15 protein-coding genes are annotated in these 17,538 nt (G+C 46.5%); 7 read left to right on the top strand and 8 right to left on the bottom strand.

Annotation, left to right across the window (positions count from 1 at the left end; all coding sequences use genetic code 11):
- Positions 1–71: 71 nt before the first annotated feature.
- Positions 72–1,544, bottom strand: a complete 1,473-nt coding sequence (gene ilvC, locus AYW75_RS00575) for a ketol-acid reductoisomerase (RefSeq protein ID WP_067093912.1) — start codon at positions 1,542–1,544, stop codon at positions 72–74.
- Positions 1,545–1,746: 202 nt separating this feature from the next.
- Here ilvC and ilvY point away from each other — a divergent pair, with 202 nt between their 5' ends.
- From ilvY to AYW75_RS00560, 3 genes are all read left to right on the top strand, one after another.
- Complete coding sequence (gene ilvY, locus AYW75_RS00570; protein WP_067093909.1) at positions 1,747–2,622, top strand: HTH-type transcriptional activator IlvY; 876 nt, start codon at positions 1,747–1,749, stop codon at positions 2,620–2,622.
- Between the two features lie 209 nt (positions 2,623–2,831).
- Positions 2,832–3,314 (top strand): hypothetical protein, encoded by a 483-nt coding sequence (locus AYW75_RS00565; protein ID WP_067093907.1) that lies wholly within the window; start codon positions 2,832–2,834, stop codon positions 3,312–3,314.
- A 13-nt stretch (positions 3,315–3,327) separates the two neighbouring features.
- Positions 3,328–4,020, top strand: a complete 693-nt coding sequence (locus tag AYW75_RS00560; RefSeq protein WP_067093904.1) for a hypothetical protein — start codon at positions 3,328–3,330, stop codon at positions 4,018–4,020.
- A gap of 289 nt (positions 4,021–4,309) precedes the next feature.
- Here AYW75_RS00560 and AYW75_RS00555 read toward each other — a convergent pair whose 3' ends face one another.
- Both AYW75_RS00555 and AYW75_RS00550 read right to left on the bottom strand, forming a co-directional pair.
- Positions 4,310–4,705, bottom strand: coding sequence for a VOC family protein (locus AYW75_RS00555; protein WP_156490787.1), 396 nt, complete (start codon positions 4,703–4,705; stop codon positions 4,310–4,312).
- A 13-nt stretch (positions 4,706–4,718) separates the two neighbouring features.
- A complete protein-coding gene (locus AYW75_RS00550; protein ID WP_067093900.1) occupies positions 4,719–5,078 on the bottom strand; it encodes a DUF1801 domain-containing protein in 360 nt (119 codons plus the stop codon).
- An 838-nt stretch (positions 5,079–5,916) separates the two neighbouring features.
- Here AYW75_RS00550 and AYW75_RS00545 point away from each other — a divergent pair.
- The gene (locus tag AYW75_RS00545) at positions 5,917–7,404 is read left to right on the top strand and encodes a Na+/H+ antiporter NhaC family protein (RefSeq protein ID WP_067093897.1); all 1,488 of its coding nucleotides are present in this window, start codon (positions 5,917–5,919) and stop codon (positions 7,402–7,404) included.
- Positions 7,405–7,468: 64 nt separating this feature from the next.
- On the opposite strand, the gene AYW75_RS00540 is transcribed toward AYW75_RS00545, so the two are convergent.
- From AYW75_RS00540 to AYW75_RS00530, 3 genes are all read right to left on the bottom strand, one after another.
- A complete protein-coding gene (locus tag AYW75_RS00540) occupies positions 7,469–7,921 on the bottom strand; it encodes a GNAT family N-acetyltransferase (protein WP_067093895.1) in 453 nt (150 codons plus the stop codon).
- Positions 7,922–8,557: 636 nt separating this feature from the next.
- A complete protein-coding gene (locus AYW75_RS00535; protein ID WP_067093892.1) occupies positions 8,558–9,271 on the bottom strand; it encodes a glutamine amidotransferase-related protein in 714 nt (237 codons plus the stop codon).
- Between the two features lie 172 nt (positions 9,272–9,443).
- Entirely contained in the window at positions 9,444–10,778 is a 1,335-nt protein-coding gene (locus AYW75_RS00530; protein ID WP_067093889.1) for a glutamine synthetase family protein, read from the bottom strand.
- A gap of 562 nt (positions 10,779–11,340) precedes the next feature.
- On the opposite strand from AYW75_RS00530, the gene AYW75_RS00525 reads away from it, so the two are divergent.
- A complete protein-coding gene (locus AYW75_RS00525; RefSeq protein ID WP_067035266.1) occupies positions 11,341–12,159 on the top strand; it encodes a LuxR C-terminal-related transcriptional regulator in 819 nt (272 codons plus the stop codon).
- Positions 12,160–12,249: 90 nt separating this feature from the next.
- Here AYW75_RS00525 and AYW75_RS00520 read toward each other — a convergent pair whose 3' ends face one another.
- Both AYW75_RS00520 and AYW75_RS00515 read right to left on the bottom strand, forming a co-directional pair.
- Entirely contained in the window at positions 12,250–13,533 is a 1,284-nt protein-coding gene (locus tag AYW75_RS00520) for an NAD(P)/FAD-dependent oxidoreductase (RefSeq protein WP_067093886.1), read from the bottom strand.
- A 114-nt stretch (positions 13,534–13,647) separates the two neighbouring features.
- The gene (locus tag AYW75_RS00515) at positions 13,648–15,138 is read right to left on the bottom strand and encodes an aldehyde dehydrogenase (protein ID WP_067093882.1); all 1,491 of its coding nucleotides are present in this window, start codon (positions 15,136–15,138) and stop codon (positions 13,648–13,650) included.
- Between the two features lie 215 nt (positions 15,139–15,353).
- On the opposite strand from AYW75_RS00515, the gene aguB reads away from it, so the two are divergent.
- Both aguB and aguA read left to right on the top strand, forming a co-directional pair.
- Positions 15,354–16,232 carry an N-carbamoylputrescine amidase gene (gene aguB, locus AYW75_RS00510; protein WP_067093878.1) on the top strand — a complete coding sequence of 293 codons (879 nt, stop codon included), beginning with the start codon at positions 15,354–15,356 and terminating at the stop codon, positions 16,230–16,232.
- A gap of 8 nt (positions 16,233–16,240) precedes the next feature.
- Complete coding sequence (gene aguA, locus AYW75_RS00505; RefSeq protein ID WP_067093876.1) at positions 16,241–17,320, top strand: agmatine deiminase; 1,080 nt, start codon at positions 16,241–16,243, stop codon at positions 17,318–17,320.
- The last annotated feature ends 218 nt before the right edge of the window (positions 17,321–17,538 follow it).

Here is a 17,538-nt window from a genome sequence, read left to right as displayed (position 1 = left end):
AGTAACGCGACAAAAAAGCCGAGTGCTCAATGAGTCACTCGGCTTTTTAAGCGTTTAATTTCTAAGGGAAATTAAACGATTTTTTTCATGTCAGCCATATGGCCACGTAATACAGAACCGATCGCTTCAACTGGGTGAGAACGTAGTGCTGTGTTTACTTCGATTAGGCGAGCGTTATCAACGCCGTTGTCATCAGAAGAAAGACCTTTACCGATCACGTCAGTTTTGATGTCTTTCATGAAGTCAGCCAATAGAGGTAGACACGCGTGGTTGTATAGGTAACAACCGTACTCAGCTGTATCAGAGATCGTCGCGTTCATTTCGTAAAGTTTCTTACGAGCGATTGTGTTCGCGATTAGCGGAGTTTCGTGTAGAGACTCGTAGTAAGCAGATTCAGCGATGATGCCGGCAGCTGTCATTGTTTCGAATGCTAGCTCAACGCCCGCTTTAACCATAGCAACCATCAAGATACCGTTGTCGAAGAACTCTTGCTCAGAGATTTCAACGTCACCCGCTGGTGTTTTCTCGAAGTTAGTTTCAGCAGTGTCTGCACGCCATTGTAGAAGGTTCTTATCATCGTTCGCCCAGTCTTCCATCATCACGCGAGAGAAAGTGCCGTCGATGATGTCATCTTGGTGCTTGTTGTAAAGTGGGCGCATGATCACTTTAAGCTCTTCCGCTAGATCGAATGCTTTGATCTTAGCTGGGTTAGAAAGACGGTCTAGCATGTTAGTCACGCCGCCGTACTTAAGTGCTTCAGTGATGGTTTCCCAACCGTACTGGATTAGGCGAGATGCGTAACCTGCGTCAACACCTTCTTCAACCATTTTGTCGAAGCAAAGGATCGAACCAGTTTGCAACATACCACAAAGGATCGTTTGCTCACCCATAAGGTCAGACTTAACTTCCGCGATGAAAGAAGACATTAGAACGCCTGCTTTGTGACCGCCAGTACCAACAGCGTACGCTTTTGCTAGTGCAAGACCTTCGCCTTTAGGATCGTTGTCTTCGTGAACAGCGATAAGTGTTGGCACACCGAAGCCACGAACGTATTCTGCACGTACTTCAGAACCAGGACACTTAGGCGCTACCATGATTACTGTTAGGTCGTCACGGATTTGCATGCCTTCTTCCACGATGTTGAAACCGTGAGAGTAAGATAGGCAAGCGCCTTCTTTCATAAGAGGCATAACCGCTTTAACAACTGGTGTGTGTTGCTTATCAGGCGTTAGGTTAAGAACAACGTCCGCCGTTGGGATCAAATCTTCGTAAGTGCCTACAACGAAACCGTTTTCAGTCGCGTTTTTCCAAGACTGACGCTTTTGCTCAATCGCTTCAGGACGTAGCGCGTAAGACACGTCTAGGCCAGAATCACGTAGGTTAAGACCTTGGTTAAGACCTTGTGCACCACAACCGATAACAACTAGTTTTTTGCCTTTAAGCGCTTCTACGCCATCAGAGAATTCAGAGCTGTCCATAAAACGACATTTTGCTAGTTGAGCTAATTGCTCACGTAGCGGCAAAGTATTGAAGTAGTTAGCCATGGTAAACACATCCTAAAATTTTATGTTTAAAGTACCGACATCTAAACACGCCGATATTAAAAAAGAGTGACACAAACACGCCTTGAACAAATAAGACCGTGTTGCGAGTGGGATCAATGTATAGAAGCGCAACCCTTTCGTAAATTGATATATTTGCAATATAACGTCCCATTTTTTGCAAAACAGAGCTATCATAGGATCTATGAACACAAAAGCACTTAAACAATTCCTCGCGTTAGCGGAAACACTCCACTTTGGCCGCGCCAGTGACGAGTGCCACATCAGCATTTCCGCCCTGTCCCGTAACATCCGAAGCTTAGAAGAAGAGCTGGGGGTCGACTTATTTAATCGGGACAACCGTACCGTCGCACTGACTCGCGAGGGTAAGCGCTTTGTTAAATACGCACGGGAAACCACCAGCCAGTGGAACTTAATTCGTCACGAGTTAACCGACAACTCTGATCAACTGAGTGGTGAAATCAGCATCTATTGCTCCGTCACCGCCAGTTACAGCTTTCTATTCGAACTATTGAACCGCTTTCGTCAGGTACACCCACATATTGAAATCAAGCTACACACCGGCGACCCAGACAAAGCCATCACACGCATTTTAGATGGCATCGAAGAAATCACCATCGCCGCCCGCCCAGTGTCCATACATCGAGGTCTGGCGTTTAAACCCATTACCAAATCCCCCTTGGTATTTATCGCGCCCGTCGAGCAACAACCCAACGTACCTACGACGTCACCCACTACCTTACAAGATTGGGAAAAAATACCGATGATCGTGTCAGAAGGCGGTGTCTCGCGTATTCGCGTAGACGATTGGTTTAGCGAACTCAACATCACACCGAATATCTACGCGCAAGTCGCTGGTAATGAAGCGATCGTCAGCATGGTGAGTCTAGGGTTTGGCATCGGCGTAGTACCGAAAATCGTACTGGATAACAGCCCATTGATGGAACGGGTACAGATTTTAGACGTACAACCCGAACTGGAACCGTACGACATCGGCTTGTTTACGTTAAAGAAAAGCCTGAAAAACCCACTGGTGGAAGCGTTCTGGGAACTGATGTAGTGATCAAAGCACATACGCATCAAAACAGTCGCATTAGTCTGCAAGAATGAGGCAACGCTAATCCAAACTGGCTTAGATTAGCCGATTATGCAAAAGCTAGGGGGTTGAGAAACAGTAAGTTGGGATAGGGGCAGATTATTTTTCATCTGACCCGGATTATTATATGGTTCAATCTATAACAAGTATGTCAATTATTTTGGGAATGTAAGATGCTGACTAAAATTACAGCATTTGAAAATGCGACAGGCGTTAAATGTAAAGATTTTGTGTTCGTGCTCATATTCTCAGAATTACTTTGGAATGTGGGCTTAGCTCTTATGTTAATAGACAGGGGCATGATGATAGAGTGGGAGTGGAGTATAGAAGTCTTATCGAAATATTCAGCTGCTTTTGACTCTCTGAATTTTTCATTATCTACTCTATTTATACTAGGTTTTCTCATAAATAGAGTAGGAAGCATTATAACATCTGGCTATGTCTTACTTTTTCAAAAAAAAGACTCTTTATTGTCGAAGCCTGTTGCCGTTTTCGCCTGGTTAGATCTTTCCATCGCGCTAGCTGTGACTTTTGCTTTTTTTGTCCCAACGTTGAATAAGTCAATAATGTTACTGGTAGGGATTTTATCAGTTATATTTTTATTCATTTTAAAATATTTTTTCATAAAGTTTAGTGTTAATAAAAATATTAGTTAGGAATACCAGACCAATGCAAACTAAAACACCCAAAAACGATGAGCATTTTTATACATTTAAATCCGTTGAAGATGATGACGTTGATAAATTGCTTGAGCTAGAAGAAATCGTTTGGAAAGAGCAAGGGTGCTCCAGAGAAATGATCACATCTCGAATTCAAACATTTCAAGAAGGCCAAATCATTGCTGTTACACCAACAGGTGAAGTCGTCGGTTATATTGGTACTCAATTTGTAAACGATCTTTCTGACAGCTGCCACACATGGAATCAAATCACGGACTTTGGAACAATAAAAAACTCTCATGTGAAGTCTGGCAACTACATGTTTGGTATCAGTCTAACAGCTCATCCTCAGCACCCAGGTGTTGGGATGCAATTGCAGCTGAAAGCCGGGGTAATAGGTGTCAAACATAGAAAACACGGCTGCTTCCTTGGTAGTCGTGTTCCAAAATTTCATATGGGCTCTGCTGATTACTCCATAGAAGAGTGGGTACATGGAAAAAATGATCGCTCTCGTGATCGAGAAGTAAGATACTACCAACGTGCTGGATTTAACATCGTGAAGGTAATACCTGATTATTTTCCTGATCCTGAAAGCCTTAACTATGGGGCATTAATGTTCAATACAAATCCATTTAGGTTCTTACCATTCCCTACTATATGGGCAAATCTTATCCATCGTTATGGGCATCGTCTATTCAAATAAATATGAAGAAGACATTCGTAATGTTTAAGCAAGACACACAGGTTTATAAAACAACTATTCTAATAACCACTACAAACGATATGCATTTCTGTTTACTGGGCTATTTTTTATCTGACCCCAATTATTATTCTGATTTCCAAGTATGTCCAACACCTACAAGTCTCCGATTTATTGGAGATATTTCTGTTATCCCTTGAAGATTATTTTTCATCTGACCCTAATTATTCCAAATGCGCTATAACGCCAAGCTCTCCGCAATATGTGTCCGCGTGCAGCTTTTTGTTATAGCTTAACTCTGGATCGGAGTACATAACTCGATTAAGATGCCAGACGGACAACGAACGTAAGAAACAACTTGCCCCCAAGGTTTTGTTTCAGGTGACTTTAACTCAACTGCACCATATTGTATTGCGCGCTGATGTATGCCACTAACATCATCGGTTATGAGTGCTATTTCAATGCCTAATGGTTTTTCTGAATCAGTAGAACTTATATATCCGCCAGAGAAGTTTGATAGTCCTAATTCATGAGATGCGAAAGCCAGAACTGTTTCACCCGTATCCAATTCACCATAGTCATTTTCGTCAGTGATAAAGCGTCGTGTCATTTCAAATGCTTTCTCAAAGAATGACAAGGCTATATCCACATCACGCACATAATTGATTGTATATCCGAATTTCACCATTCGATAGTTTCCTTTAGTTGTTCACTGCTTGACTAACAAAGTACTCGACGTTTTTTTGAACGACATCGTCATTTTCGTATATCTTTATGTGCCGCCTCTTTTTACCAGCACCCTCCAAGATCGAATAATTATCAATAAAGTCCGCGCCATTACTGAACTCAATTGAAACATGTTCTTTATATGAATAAATGCCTCCTATCAACGCATCTGACACGTTAAAGACCAGACCACCATATTTAACACCTTCAACTAATTCTTCATTGGCCCTTAAGAAGATATCTCTTATTGCAATCACCATATCAAACTGCTCAGAGGATATGGACTGTATATCAGAAAGGAAATCGTTTACTTTGTCGCTCGTTGAAATATTCATATTTTTCATACTCCGGATGCTGAAGAGCTATAACATTTTATTAATGCGCACGCTCGTTTATCCAATAAACCGTGCGTGCGTATTATTCTGGTTTAGCTACTTGTATCAATCACATTAACCCTTTGATTTATTTAATATAAACCATAAAAACATATTTACTCTTCGCATAATCCGGCCTGCTTGTTTTTATAAATAACCGTGCGAGTTAAGGAGGGGAGAAGATGTGCGGGTTCTCGTCTTCCTTGACGCTATGCTGACACCCTAATCTATTTTCAAATGAGTGCCAATAAAAATAGGCTGAAAGAGTTGAACCCTGCTCATTGACATCCAGGGTGCTGGCTTGTACCCGATACAATCGGGTCGTACAAACGCCTTGCTAGCGATGCCATGCGTTTGATTAGCGCTGACGGTCTCGGAACGAGACATTGCACAAGCGAAGGAAATGCATGGCTGCTCCAGCCAGCAGATGAGAAGCGGAGCAGAGGCGGATTGCCTCGCGCAACGAGGTACAACTTGTCCCCGATACAATCGGGTCGTACAAGCGCCTTGCTAAGCGATGCCATGCGTTTGATTCGCGCTGACGGTCTCGGCACGAGACATTGCGCAAGCGAATGAATTGCATGGCAGCGCATGCCAGCAGTAATTCGGCGAAGCTCATTGTTGCTGAGAACGCTAGTTTTTTCCCACGCGCAGCGAGGCCGTTTATAGGGGGTTTTAGATGAAACGCAGCAGATAACAATATCCCCTAGGCATTACCTAGTCGGGGGTATATGTTCCATATTGTGTTTCAAGGTAGTTTTTAAGTCATAACAATTATTCTACTAATCGGGAACACGTCATGGAACAAGTCATTAAGGTAATGAAAGCCATTCATCCTAAGCGACATCTGTTGCTCTCTATATTAATTACGCTCGCCGCTATTGCTCTATTTTGGTCACTGTCGGTCAACCACTCACCGGGGGAAGAGTGGGGTATTCAATCTCTATTTCCCACACTGTTCGTCCTCGCGATTGCTCTGATATCACGCGCGCCGTTTGAATCTCTACTGATCGGTGTTGTCGCCGGTTTAATCATGCTGGACAACACAACGGTGGTCACGTCATTCACGGATACTATTTCTGCTGTCATGGGCAACGACACCATTGTCTGGGTAGTGTTGGTCTGTGGTTTGATGGGCGGGTTGATTGTGCTACTGGAAAAAAGCGGCTGTCTTAATAGCTTCAGTGACTGGCTCAAAGGGCGCATAAAGTCCCGTCGCCAATCGTTATTAACGACCTTTTTTATCGGTTTAGTGGTTTTCATAGACGACTATTTAAACTGTCTAGCCGTCTCGTCTACGGTTAAAAAAGTCACCGACCATTACAAAGTATCCCGTGAAAAACTGGCGTACATCATCGACTCGACGGCGGCGCCAATGTGTATCTTGGTGCCTGTGTCTACTTGGGCGGTGTTCTTCTCTGGTCTGTTAGAAGAAAACGACTTAGCCGCTACAGGCAAAGGTCTTAGCGTTTATATGTCGGCAATCCCATTCATGGTCTATGGCTGGGTTGCACTGGTAGTGGTGTTCTTGGTTGCCAGTGGCATGCTGGGTAACTTCGGCCCGATGAAGAAAGCTGAACAGCGCGCGATGAATGGTCAGCCATTGCCGGATGACTACACTGGGGACAACATGGAAGCGGCTGCACCTGAATACCGCAAAACCAGCAACTTGGTCGGCATGCTTAACTTTATCGTCCCTATGTTGATCCTTATTGGTGCCACCATCTACTACGATATTGACCTTTTGAAAGGGATTATCGTCACGCTCGCCATCACTGTAGCAATGTACTATGTGCAAGGCTTGCTTTCATTAGAAGATCAAATGAAGGGCATCTTTGAAGGCTTTAAAGTGATGCTGTACCCACTTTCGACGGTAATCGCCGGTTTTATGCTTAAAAGCGTGAACGATGACTTGGGCATGACCAGCTACATAGTGAGCGTTGTAGCACCACTGATGACGGCAGAATTGATGCCTGCACTGGTATTTGTCGTAATGGCCGCCGTGGTCTTTGGTACCGCTTCAAGCTGGGGATCGTTCATCATTGCCATTCCAATCGTGGTACCAATTGCTTTGGGCGTAGATGCCAATATGGCATTGATCATTGGTGCCCTGTTGTCGGCGTCATCATTCGGTAGCCATGCGTGTTTCTTCAGTGACTCGACGGTGCTCGCGGCCCAAGGTGCAGGTTGTTCGCCTATGTCGCACGCGCTTACTCAACTCCCGTATGTCGCCATCGGCGCCGTTATAAGCTTCGCTATCTTTGTTGTACTGGGCTACACCGTTTAGCAAGCACATACCTCTCAACGCAAAAACCAGAGCGCTCACTCTGGTTTTTTGAATCTAAAGTCCGTCATTTTTCCAACGTCATATCAATGTGCTCAATACCGTCTTCCAAATACATCGTCGACGAGGGCTGAAAACCGTGGCGCTGATAAAAAGCGGACAAATGATGCTGCGCACCGATCTCGATCGACTCATTAGGCCATAGCGTTTCACAGGCCTTTAACGCCTCTTGCAACAATTGATGCCCCAAACCCCCTCCACGATGCTTTTCTGAAATCGCCACCCGACCAATACTGACCGAAGGGTAGCTCAGCCCTTGAGGCAATAGACGCGCGCACGCAACAAGCACCTCTCTTTGATAGCCTAATAGATGATGTACCCCTTGATGGTGGTCTTTATCATCCAGCTCGGCATAAGCACACTGTTGCTCAACAACGAACACATCCACTCTGAGTTTGAGCATTTGGTACAACTGCAAGGTTGTCAGCTGAGAGAAACGTCTAATTTGCCAATTGATCATGTTATGTCTTCTTTCGAGTTTGTTGACTTGAAATTAAGGGTAAGGATGCCCCGGCTCACAGTCCAACAAACAGTGTCATTTTTAACGACCTTGAATAACGAAATTCAGCAAAGGTCGTTAAACTTCCACGCACAGCGAGATCGTACAACGCGTCCTCGATACAATCGGGTCGTACAAAAGTCTTGCTAAGAGGTGCCATGCGTTTTGATTCGCGCAGACGCTCTCGGCACGAGACATTGCGCAAGCGAAGGAAATGTATGGCATCTCTAGCCAGAAATTTAGAAGTGAGCAGGACGGGTTCCCTTGCGCAGCGGGGTCGTACAACGTGTCCCCGATACAATCGGGTTGTACAAAAACCTTGCGAAAAGGTGCCATGCGTTTTGATTCGCGCAGACGGTCTCGGCACGAGACATTGCGCAAGCGAATGAATTGCATGGCAACTAAAATCAGCGAATTAGAAGGGGAGGCGGGGGAGAATCCTCGCACGGCGCGGTCTTACAACGTGTCCCCCGAAGAATCGGGTCGTACAAAAGCCTTACTGAGAGATTCCATGCGTTTTGATTCGTGATGACGGTCTCGGCACGAGACATTGCGCAAGCGAATGAAATGTCATGGATTCTCTCTAAGACTCTTCCCCTAAGAGGATTTGGCTTTTAGGAATTGTCCGATCCAAGCCATGAGTTGAGGGCTTTGAATGTCGTCTTGTGCCACACTATGACGTGCTTTGCTGGCGACTTCAGACGTTAACGTAACCCCATCATACAGCTCGATCAGTTCGTTTTCGTATTGCTTCGAAAACTCTGGATGACCTTGGAAGGTCAATATACGATCTTGATAAATAAGCCCTGCATGCTGACAGAAGTCACTGGTTAAAAACGTCTCTAGCTTCTCTGGTTTCTCAAGCACTTGGTCTTGGTGAAACGCACAGAACGCAATGTCTTTTTGGCCTACTGGCGTATCAAATCCATCCACGACTTGGTAGTGATGAACCCCCACGCCCCAGCCGTTTTGGAATTTTGCCACACGACCACCCAATGCTCGGGCAATCACTTGATGCCCAAAGCAGATACCGACCAAGACTTGGCCTTTAGCATCCACCTCGCGAATAAAATCACACAGCTGAAGAATCCACGGCTCATCGCCGTAGGCATCCGATTTAGAGCCCGTAATGAGCCAACCATCACACACATCGATGCTGGCTGGAAACTCATCTAGGCGTACGTCGAAGATTTCAAACGCGAGCTCAGGTTCATGCGCTTGAAGCTGTTGTGCAAACATTTGAGCGTAAGTCGGATACTGCGACTGCAATACCTCGGGGGTAATGCCCGCCGCGAGAATACCTATTTTCATTGACTATCTTCCTCTAACTAACCGCAATTAGGGCCCTTGAGATGGATTTTGACGACATCGTGATCAGAACCGCCAGCGATCAAAATACGCATGCATTACGTTTTATTTTGGGCCCCATTATAGGCCAACCATGATTGGCCTATTCCAGTTGTGACATTATTTTTTTGTTTGCTTATAAATAGGCTTCATATTCTACATTGGATATGCGCGCATAAATTTTTTGTTGTTCCTGTTCTTTTGCTGAGCCATAAACGCGGACAAATTCAGGCCCTAAGTAATCCAATAAAAAGGCGCTATCTAGGAACGATTCAGACGCTAACTCCCATCGATTAGGCAGTGCTTCAAAGCGTTCAGACATTGCGTAGGCATCGCCTTCAATAGGTTCTGGTGGCGACATTTTCGCTTCAATACCATGTAGGGCAGCGCCCAGCACGGCGGCTAAAACAAGGTAAGGGTTCGCATCAGCACCCGAAACACGGTGCTCAATACGGCGGGCAATGTTTTCGCTTTCCGGTATACGAACCGCTACGGTGCGGTTTTCATAGCCCCAGCTGGCGAAGGTGGGTGCATGAGCGCCATTCTGAAAACGGCGATAAGAGTTTAAATGCGGCGCAAACACCAACATAGAATCTGACATGTGATTCAGCAGTCCGGCAACGGCTTGTTTTAATAAACCTGAGCCTTCTTCCGTGCCATTGTCGAACACGTTATTACCTTGCTCATCCAGCAAGCTGAAATGTACGTGGAAGCCATTACCACTCTTATCCGCGTACGGTTTCGCCATGAAGGTCGCGCCGAAATCATGTTGGCGAGCCACGCCTTTGATTAAACGCTTGAACATGATCGCGTGGTCCGCAGCAAGTACCGCATCATCGGTGTGCTTCATATTAATTTCGAATTGACCTGGGCCTAACTCCGAAATGATCGTATCCGCTGGAATGCCTTGCGCTTCACAGGCGGCACGTACTTCGGCGAAAAAGCCTTCTAGGCCATCCATTTCTTCAATGGAATAACAATCTGTCTTGCTAAGACGGCAGCCATTGCCATCAACAATGACCGGTGGCGAAGGGACACGCTTGGCTTCAGACGAGCCATCCAACAGATAAAACTCTAATTCTGTTGCAACCACTGGGGTATAACCGAGATCTTTAAAGCGCTTTACGATGCGCGTTAGGATTTGACGAGGATCTGGGTAAAACGGTGTGCCATCGGCATTAAACATCATCGCTAAGAGCTGATCACGTGCCGACTCGGCCCAAGGTACAGAAATCGGTGCATCATGAACAGGTAAACAAATACCGTCGCTGTCGCCTGTTTCAAACACCATGCCATTTTCAAGCACGTCATCTCCCCAGTGATCAAAACCGATGACAGAGTGAGGCAATTTCACTCCTTGCGTCATCACGCTTTTCAAACCACTCGAAGGCATACGCTTACCGCGCAAGTTACCGTTAAGATCTGTAATGAACAAATCAAACTCATTGTTGCTATCGTAAATATCCGACATAAAAAGCTCTCTTATGAAATTAGTCTTACTGCGGGAGACTCTTTAACGCATGAATAGCCGAACTTTAATTCGAGTTAAGCATTAAATCAGTGATTTCAGGTTAGGTTCTCTCGATATAACTCACTGTAACCCGAGCAAATGATGCGAGTAACTATCCCCGATTAGGTATATGCAATAAGGCACTATTTGTATAAAAACTACTCTAATAGGATTACAGTTACTTATCTTTACTGCTCTAAAGGCATTGATATATAGGCACTTTGATAGGGAAGCAGACCTAAATGGAGCGAACCTGCGCATCTTAAAGCGAAAAATATTTCGGGTTATCCGATTTATTTTTACTACACGGTCAGATACAAAGTCGATGTATTTTTGTCTGACTAAGAGCACATTCCTAGACGGGATAAGAAAATAAAAACCGACATTTTGATCGATTTATAGAGGATGCGTTAAGGCCTAAAAACTGGCGCACAAGTTGCTTCATTTAAGCCAGCGTCAAGACGGCTAGGCTTGCTTGACCCGTCACACCGTATTCGATCCAAGTAGAAGAGGCGTTATACTCATGCAAACAAACACCTTACGAGGACAGCTAGGTCTTTCAGAAATCATGAAGGATTTAGCCACGCTGACCTGTCACGTTCGTGTGCCTAGCTTTCCAAGTGTATTAGAAGGGGTTTTAAGCAATCTATGCTACTTTGACACCATCATCATGGTGACTTATAAAAAAGCACTGAAACCACTGCTCATTTATCCCTCCGACCCAGCGGAACAAAGCCAAACCTTACGCACGTATTTAAATCAGGCGTATTTACTCGACCCTGTGTTTAACTCGATCCAACAAGGCATTGCACCCGGCATTTATCGTTTGGTGGATATGGCGCCCGATTCATTTGAAGAAACAGAGTATTACCAGTCCTGCTATCAAAAGTTTGATTTGGTCGATGAGATCAACATCTTGGTGGACTTGGATAAAAACACCACCTGCGCCGTGTCTCTGGGGCGTAAAAAAACGGTTGGCTCTGTTCGCCGTACGGAGCTGAATAATCTAAAAACTGTGTTCCCTATGTTGGAAGCGTTAATAGGGCAGTTTTGGATGGCGCAAGCAGGGGAGTTCATTGAACGAGCACCGTCTACAGGGCCGCTTAAACATGCACTGAAAACCTTTGCACAGGGTGTTTTAACGACCCGCGAGCAGGAGATACTCGGGCTCTTACTGAAAGGGCACTCATCAAAGTCCATTGCCAATGAACTGGGCATCAGCGCTGGCACAGTTAAGGTGCATCGTAAAAACATTCATGCGCGCTTGGACACCTCCACACAATCTGAAATTTTCACACTATTTCTCAGCCACTTAGATGCATTAGATCGAGAAGTCGTATAGCTGAACACGATCAATACTTAATGTTTAAATACAAAAAAGCCGCTTGAAAGCGGCTTTTTAGCATGTCTAAACACTCTTGGCATTTATCTTTTAGATACCTAATCGATCACGCATGTTGTAGTACGCCGCGCCAACAACGGTGTAGGGCACGCGTAACATGCGACCGCCTGGGAACTGATACTGTGGCATGCTGGCGAACACATCAAAGCGTTCGGTATCACCGTCTATCGCATCCGATAAGATTTCGCCCATCAGATGTGAATTGGTCACGCCATGGCCAGAGTAGCCTTGTGCGTAGTACAAGTTCTCGCCGATTTTACCGACCTGAGGCATGCGCATCATGGTCAACAAGAAGTTACCGGTCCACGCAAAATCGATTTTTGTGCCTTTCAACATCGGGTAGGTTTTCAGCATCTTCGGCACAATGATCGACTCAATTTCACCCGGATCACGCGCGCCATAGGTGGTGCCGCCGCCATAAATTAGACGTCCATCGCCGGATAAGCGGTAGTAATCCAGCACATAGTTACAGTCTTCTACACAACGATCCGTTGGTAACAGCTGTTTTTGCATCTCAGGCGATAGCGGCTCGGTAGCAATCACTTGCGTGCCACAAGGCATGGCCTTTTTCTCGATCTCTGGCAATATGCCAAAGATGTACGCATTACCTGCGACGACGATTTTATCGGCAATCACAGAGCCTTGTTTGGTCACGACTTTGCCTGGCACACCTTTTTCTAAACGCACCACTTCTGAGTCTTCGAAGATCAGTCCACCAAGGCTTTCAAAGGCTTGTGCTTGTCCTAAAACAAGGTTTAACGGCTGAATATGGCCGCCTTTTCGATCCAGCAAACCACCCTCGTAGCGATCACTACCAATGTGGTCTTGAATCGTAGAGGACGTCAGTAGCTCAAGTTCATTGTGGCCATGAGACTCCCACAATGCTTGCTTGGCTTTTAGCTCTTCAAATTGCTTTTTATTGCAAGCCGCAAAGACGTTGCCGTGCTTTAGGTCGCAATCAATATTGTATTTTTCAATGCGATGACGGATCAGGTCCGCGCCAGCAAAGGCCATTTTCGCCATTTTATGACCAATAACCTCACCGTAATTATCAAAGATGTAATCAATATCTCGGTTGAAGCTGTTAACGATCTGACCGCCGTTACGACCCGAGGCGCCAAAACCAATACGACTGCCTTCAACGACAATCACACGTTTGCCTTTTTCGGCCAACGCGAGCGCTGTAGAGATGCCAGTAAATCCAGCCCCCACCACACAGACATCGCAACGGTGCTCGCCAGTTAACTGGGGACGCGGTGTTTTGTCGTTTGCGGAGGCCGCATAATAAGAGTTTGCATGAGTAGGAGATGACATAATAAACGACCTTCCAAAGCTTAAAGACTGATAATAGGTTCATGGCAGGTTCGCCTGCCGCCCTCTTTTTTAAACGCTAAGAGGGCAATAAACGTGGCTTAACAACCCCGACGTTTATTTAAGACTGATCCACGTATTCTTGAGTTCGGTGTATTTCTCTAGTGCGTGCCATGATTTATCGCGGCCATTACCAGAGGCTTTCACTCCGCCAAATGGCACTGTGCTGTCACCATCGCCCCACGTGTTTACCCACACCATGCCAGATTCCAGCAAGCGGCTGACACGATGAGCGCGGCCTAAATCATTAGTCCACACGGACGCCCCTAAGCCATATTGGGAATCGTTCGCTAGCTCAATCGCTTCGTCTTCGCTGTCAAACCCCATGACCGCCAATACTGGGCCAAAAATTTCTTCGCGAACAAACTCCATCTCATGCGTCGCATCGGTAAAGATGGTCGGCTTAGCATAGAAGCCTTGTCCTTCTTGATACTCAGGTGCGCCACCCAAAGCCAACGTCGCGCCATCTGCAATGGCACTTTCAATAAAACGCGTCACGGTATCCAACTGGGCTTTATCGACCATCGGTCCCATTTTCGTCGCAGGGTCCAATGGATCGCCCGGCACATATGCTTTGGCCGCCTCCAGTAGCGCCACCATAAATTCGTCTTTGATGCTGTTTTGCACATACAAACGCGAACAAGCGATACAGACTTCCCCTTGGTTGGTAAAGATGGCCGTTGCCGCGCCTTTCGCCGCCGCTTGAATGTCTTTGCAATCTTCAAATACCAAACACGGGGATTTACCGCCCGCTTCAAGCCAAACCCGCTTCATATTGGACTGACCTGCATATTGCATTAGCATTCCGGCGACACGGCTGGAACCAGTGAAGGCAAGGGTGCCAATATCGTGGTGCAACGCAAGGGCTTTACCAGCGGTGTGACCATAACCGGGGAGGACATTGAAGACACCATCTGGGACCCCCGCTTGCGTTGCTAACTCGGCAATTCGTAACGCGCTCAACGGCGACTTTTCCGACGGTTTAAGGATGACGCAATTGCCCGCCGCCAGCGCGGGTGCAATCTTCCACATCACCATCATCAAGGGGTAATTCCATGGTGTGATGATCGCCACCACACCTAACGCTTCGCGGCTGATTAACGCTAGATTGTCTTTATTGGTTGGCGCAATTTCGCCATATAACTTATCAATGCATTCTGCTGACCAACGTAGTGAGTCGATCGAGTCTGGCACATCAATATTGACCATTTCAGAAATGGATTTCCCCATATCTAAAGTATCGATTAACGCCAATTCGTCTTGGTGCTGTTCCAGTAAATCAGCCCATTTTTGTAAAATGCGCTTGCGTTTACCAGGGGCCATATCAGACCAAGTACCGCTTTTAAAGGCGGCTTTCGCCACATCCACGGCGATGTCGACATCTGCCGCATCACAGCTGGCAACGTTTCCTAGTAAGCGCTCGTCAGTCGGATTAATGCAGGCGAATGTGTCACCGCTTTGCGCTGGCGTGAAACGTCCATTAATGTATGCCTGTGTCGACAGGGACAGTTCCGTTTGTAGCGTTTGCCATTGTTGATAGGTTTTCATTCGTCCTTCCTTACTCTGACGCTCACAAGGAACGTGTAGTGAATTGCTAGGGTTCTAAGTTAACTGAGTGTCATCCTGTCTCACCATATCCCCGTGGGGGTATATCGTTTTTTTACCGGCTCACTAAGATGAGGCAATACGTCAAAGCAGCGTCTTTGCCAATTTTATTTATAACCATAACAATACCCACTGGGTGACGATCTGGAGAGCACACTATGTCAAAAGTAACGGTGGCAGCGACACAAATGCACTGTACCTGGGATCAGCAAGACAACCTCAACCGAGCGGAAACGTTGATTCGTAATGCGGCGTCACAAGGCGCTCAAATCATTTTGATTCAAGAACTCTTTGAAACACCGTATTTTTGTATTGAAATCCACGAGCCTTACCATGATTTGGCCACCACACTTGCTGAAAATGAGGCGTTTAAACGCTTTACCGAACTCGCTAAAGAGTTGAATGTAGTATTGCCATTCAGCTGGTTCGAAAAAGCAGGACAAGCGCGTTTTAATTCGGTTGCCATGATCGACGCCGGTGGCGAACTACTGGGTGTGTACCGTAAAACACATATCCCAGACAGCGATGGCTACTTAGAAAAGTACTACTTCAGCCCTGGGGATACGGGCTTTAAAGTATGGCAAACCAAGTTCGGCTGCGTTGGCGTGGGCATCTGTTGGGATCAGTGGTTCCCTGAAACCGCACGCTCTATGGTATTAATGGGCGCGGATATTTTATTGTTCCCAACTGCCATTGGCTCTGAGCCAAGCCAGCCTCAGCTTAATACCATGCCACACTGGACCAACACCATGCGTGGTCATGCCGCCGCCAACCAAGTACCTGTGATTGCTTCCAACCGTATTGGCAAAGAAACCGCACAACATCGTGATTTAGAGCTAACATTCTATGGCTCTTCGTTTATCTGTGATGAAACAGGTGACGTCATCAAACAAGCAGGGCGCGACAGCGAAGACGTGCTAGTACACACCTTTGATTTAGACGACGTGCGCCGACAGCGTAAAGCTTGGGGTTTATTCCGAGATCGTCGCCCAGAGCATTACGATGTGATCAAAACCCTTGATGGACAAGTCAAATAGGAGCCGCAATGCAAGTACCTACCCCTAAAGCAGACGGTTTTTGGATGCCGGGAGAGCATAGTCCTCTTGCCAGCGTTTGGTTGGCGTGGCCAACTCGACCAGACAACTGGCGCAAACAAGCCGCACCTGCACAGGCGACCTTCGCACATTTTATTAAATGCCTAAGCCGCTACGTCACCGTCAAAGTCGCCGTTTTGCCGGAGCAAGAGATACAAGCAAGAGCCATGCTACCAGAACAGGTACAGATTTTTCCGATGGCCTATAACGATGCTTGGATGCGCGACATCGGCCCGACCATGGTCATCAACAAGGCCGGTGAAAAACGTGCCGTGAATTGGCAGTTTAACGCATGGGGTGGGGAACTTGATGGGCTCTACGACGACTGGTCAGACGACGAAACGGTTGGCATACGTATCGCCGAACACGAAGATGTGGTGTGCTACAACGCACCGCTTATTCTTGAAGGTGGCTCCATTCACTGCGATGGAGAAGGTACCGTCTACACCACTGAAGAATGTCTGCTGCACCCCAGTCGTAACCCAGATTTAAGCCGTGCAGAGATTGAAGCACACCTCATGGATTACTTGGGCATCGAAAAAGTCATCTGGCTGCCATTGGGATTATTCAACGATGAAACCAACGGCCACATCGACAACATTTTGCATGTGGTAAAACCCGGCGAAGTGATCCTGAGCGTCTGTGAAGACAACTCCGATCCGCAGTATGCCATTAGCCAACAAGCACTCGAAATACTGGCCAATGAAACCGATGCCAAGGGGCGGAAGATCAAAGTACACCAGATCCCCATACCTGGGCCGTTATACATGTCTGAGGAAGAAGCCGCAGGCTTGGTACAACCGGACCGCATGGCACGCGAAGCAGGCGAACGTCTCGGCGGATCGTACGCCAACTTCTTAATCTGCAACGGCGCCGTCTTCTACCCACAACTGGACAGCACGCAAGACGAATGCGCGAAAGACGTCTTAGCAACCGCCTTTCCCGAGCATACGTTAGTCGGCATTCCTTCACGCGAAATCCTACTGGGCGGCGGGAACTTGCACTGTATTACCCAGCAAATACCGGCGTAAACACAACGCAAATATACACAAAAGCCACGTCTGACTCACAGACGTGGCTTTTTCGGTTATTTTTACCCGTTTTTTCATCTGACCCCAATTAGCCCGCGAAATCCTACTGGGAGGCGGGAATTTGCATTGTATTACCCAGCAAATACCTGCGTAATCACCACGACAATAACCGATAAAGTGGCCAAGTCATCGTAAAACGACGCGTAATTTTCATCTGC

The organism is Marinomonas atlantica, assembly GCF_001639725.1.
Lineage (GTDB): Bacteria > Pseudomonadota > Gammaproteobacteria > Pseudomonadales > Marinomonadaceae > Marinomonas > Marinomonas atlantica.
Note: the sequence above shows the minus strand (reverse complement) of the source record. Positions and strands in the feature narration are given on the sequence as shown.

Excerpts from the sequence above, each read along its gene's own strand:
- AYW75_RS00560 (WP_067093904.1), top strand. The coding sequence starts at position 3,328 with ATGCAAACTAAAACACCCAAAAACGATGAGCATTTTTATACATTTAAA.
- ilvY (WP_067093909.1), top strand. The coding sequence starts at position 1,747 with ATGAACACAAAAGCACTTAAACAATTCCTCGCGTTAGCGGAAACACTC.
- AYW75_RS00555 (WP_156490787.1), bottom strand. The coding sequence starts at position 4,705 with ATGGTGAAATTCGGATATACAATCAATTATGTGCGTGATGTGGATATA.
- AYW75_RS00515 (WP_067093882.1), bottom strand. The coding sequence starts at position 15,138 with ATGAAAACCTATCAACAATGGCAAACGCTACAAACGGAACTGTCCCTG.
- AYW75_RS00525 (WP_067035266.1), top strand. The coding sequence starts at position 11,341 with ATGCAAACAAACACCTTACGAGGACAGCTAGGTCTTTCAGAAATCATG.
- AYW75_RS00535 (WP_067093892.1), bottom strand. The coding sequence starts at position 9,271 with ATGAAAATAGGTATTCTCGCGGCGGGCATTACCCCCGAGGTATTGCAG.
- aguA (WP_067093876.1), top strand. The coding sequence starts at position 16,241 with ATGCAAGTACCTACCCCTAAAGCAGACGGTTTTTGGATGCCGGGAGAG.
- AYW75_RS00540 (WP_067093895.1), bottom strand. The coding sequence starts at position 7,921 with ATGATCAATTGGCAAATTAGACGTTTCTCTCAGCTGACAACCTTGCAG.
- ilvC (WP_067093912.1), bottom strand. The coding sequence starts at position 1,544 with ATGGCTAACTACTTCAATACTTTGCCGCTACGTGAGCAATTAGCTCAA.
- AYW75_RS00565 (WP_067093907.1), top strand. The coding sequence starts at position 2,832 with ATGCTGACTAAAATTACAGCATTTGAAAATGCGACAGGCGTTAAATGT.
- AYW75_RS00545 (WP_067093897.1), top strand. The coding sequence starts at position 5,917 with ATGGAACAAGTCATTAAGGTAATGAAAGCCATTCATCCTAAGCGACAT.
- AYW75_RS00520 (WP_067093886.1), bottom strand. The coding sequence starts at position 13,533 with ATGTCATCTCCTACTCATGCAAACTCTTATTATGCGGCCTCCGCAAAC.
- aguB (WP_067093878.1), top strand. The coding sequence starts at position 15,354 with ATGTCAAAAGTAACGGTGGCAGCGACACAAATGCACTGTACCTGGGAT.
- AYW75_RS00530 (WP_067093889.1), bottom strand. The coding sequence starts at position 10,778 with ATGTCGGATATTTACGATAGCAACAATGAGTTTGATTTGTTCATTACA.
- AYW75_RS00550 (WP_067093900.1), bottom strand. The coding sequence starts at position 5,078 with ATGAATATTTCAACGAGCGACAAAGTAAACGATTTCCTTTCTGATATA.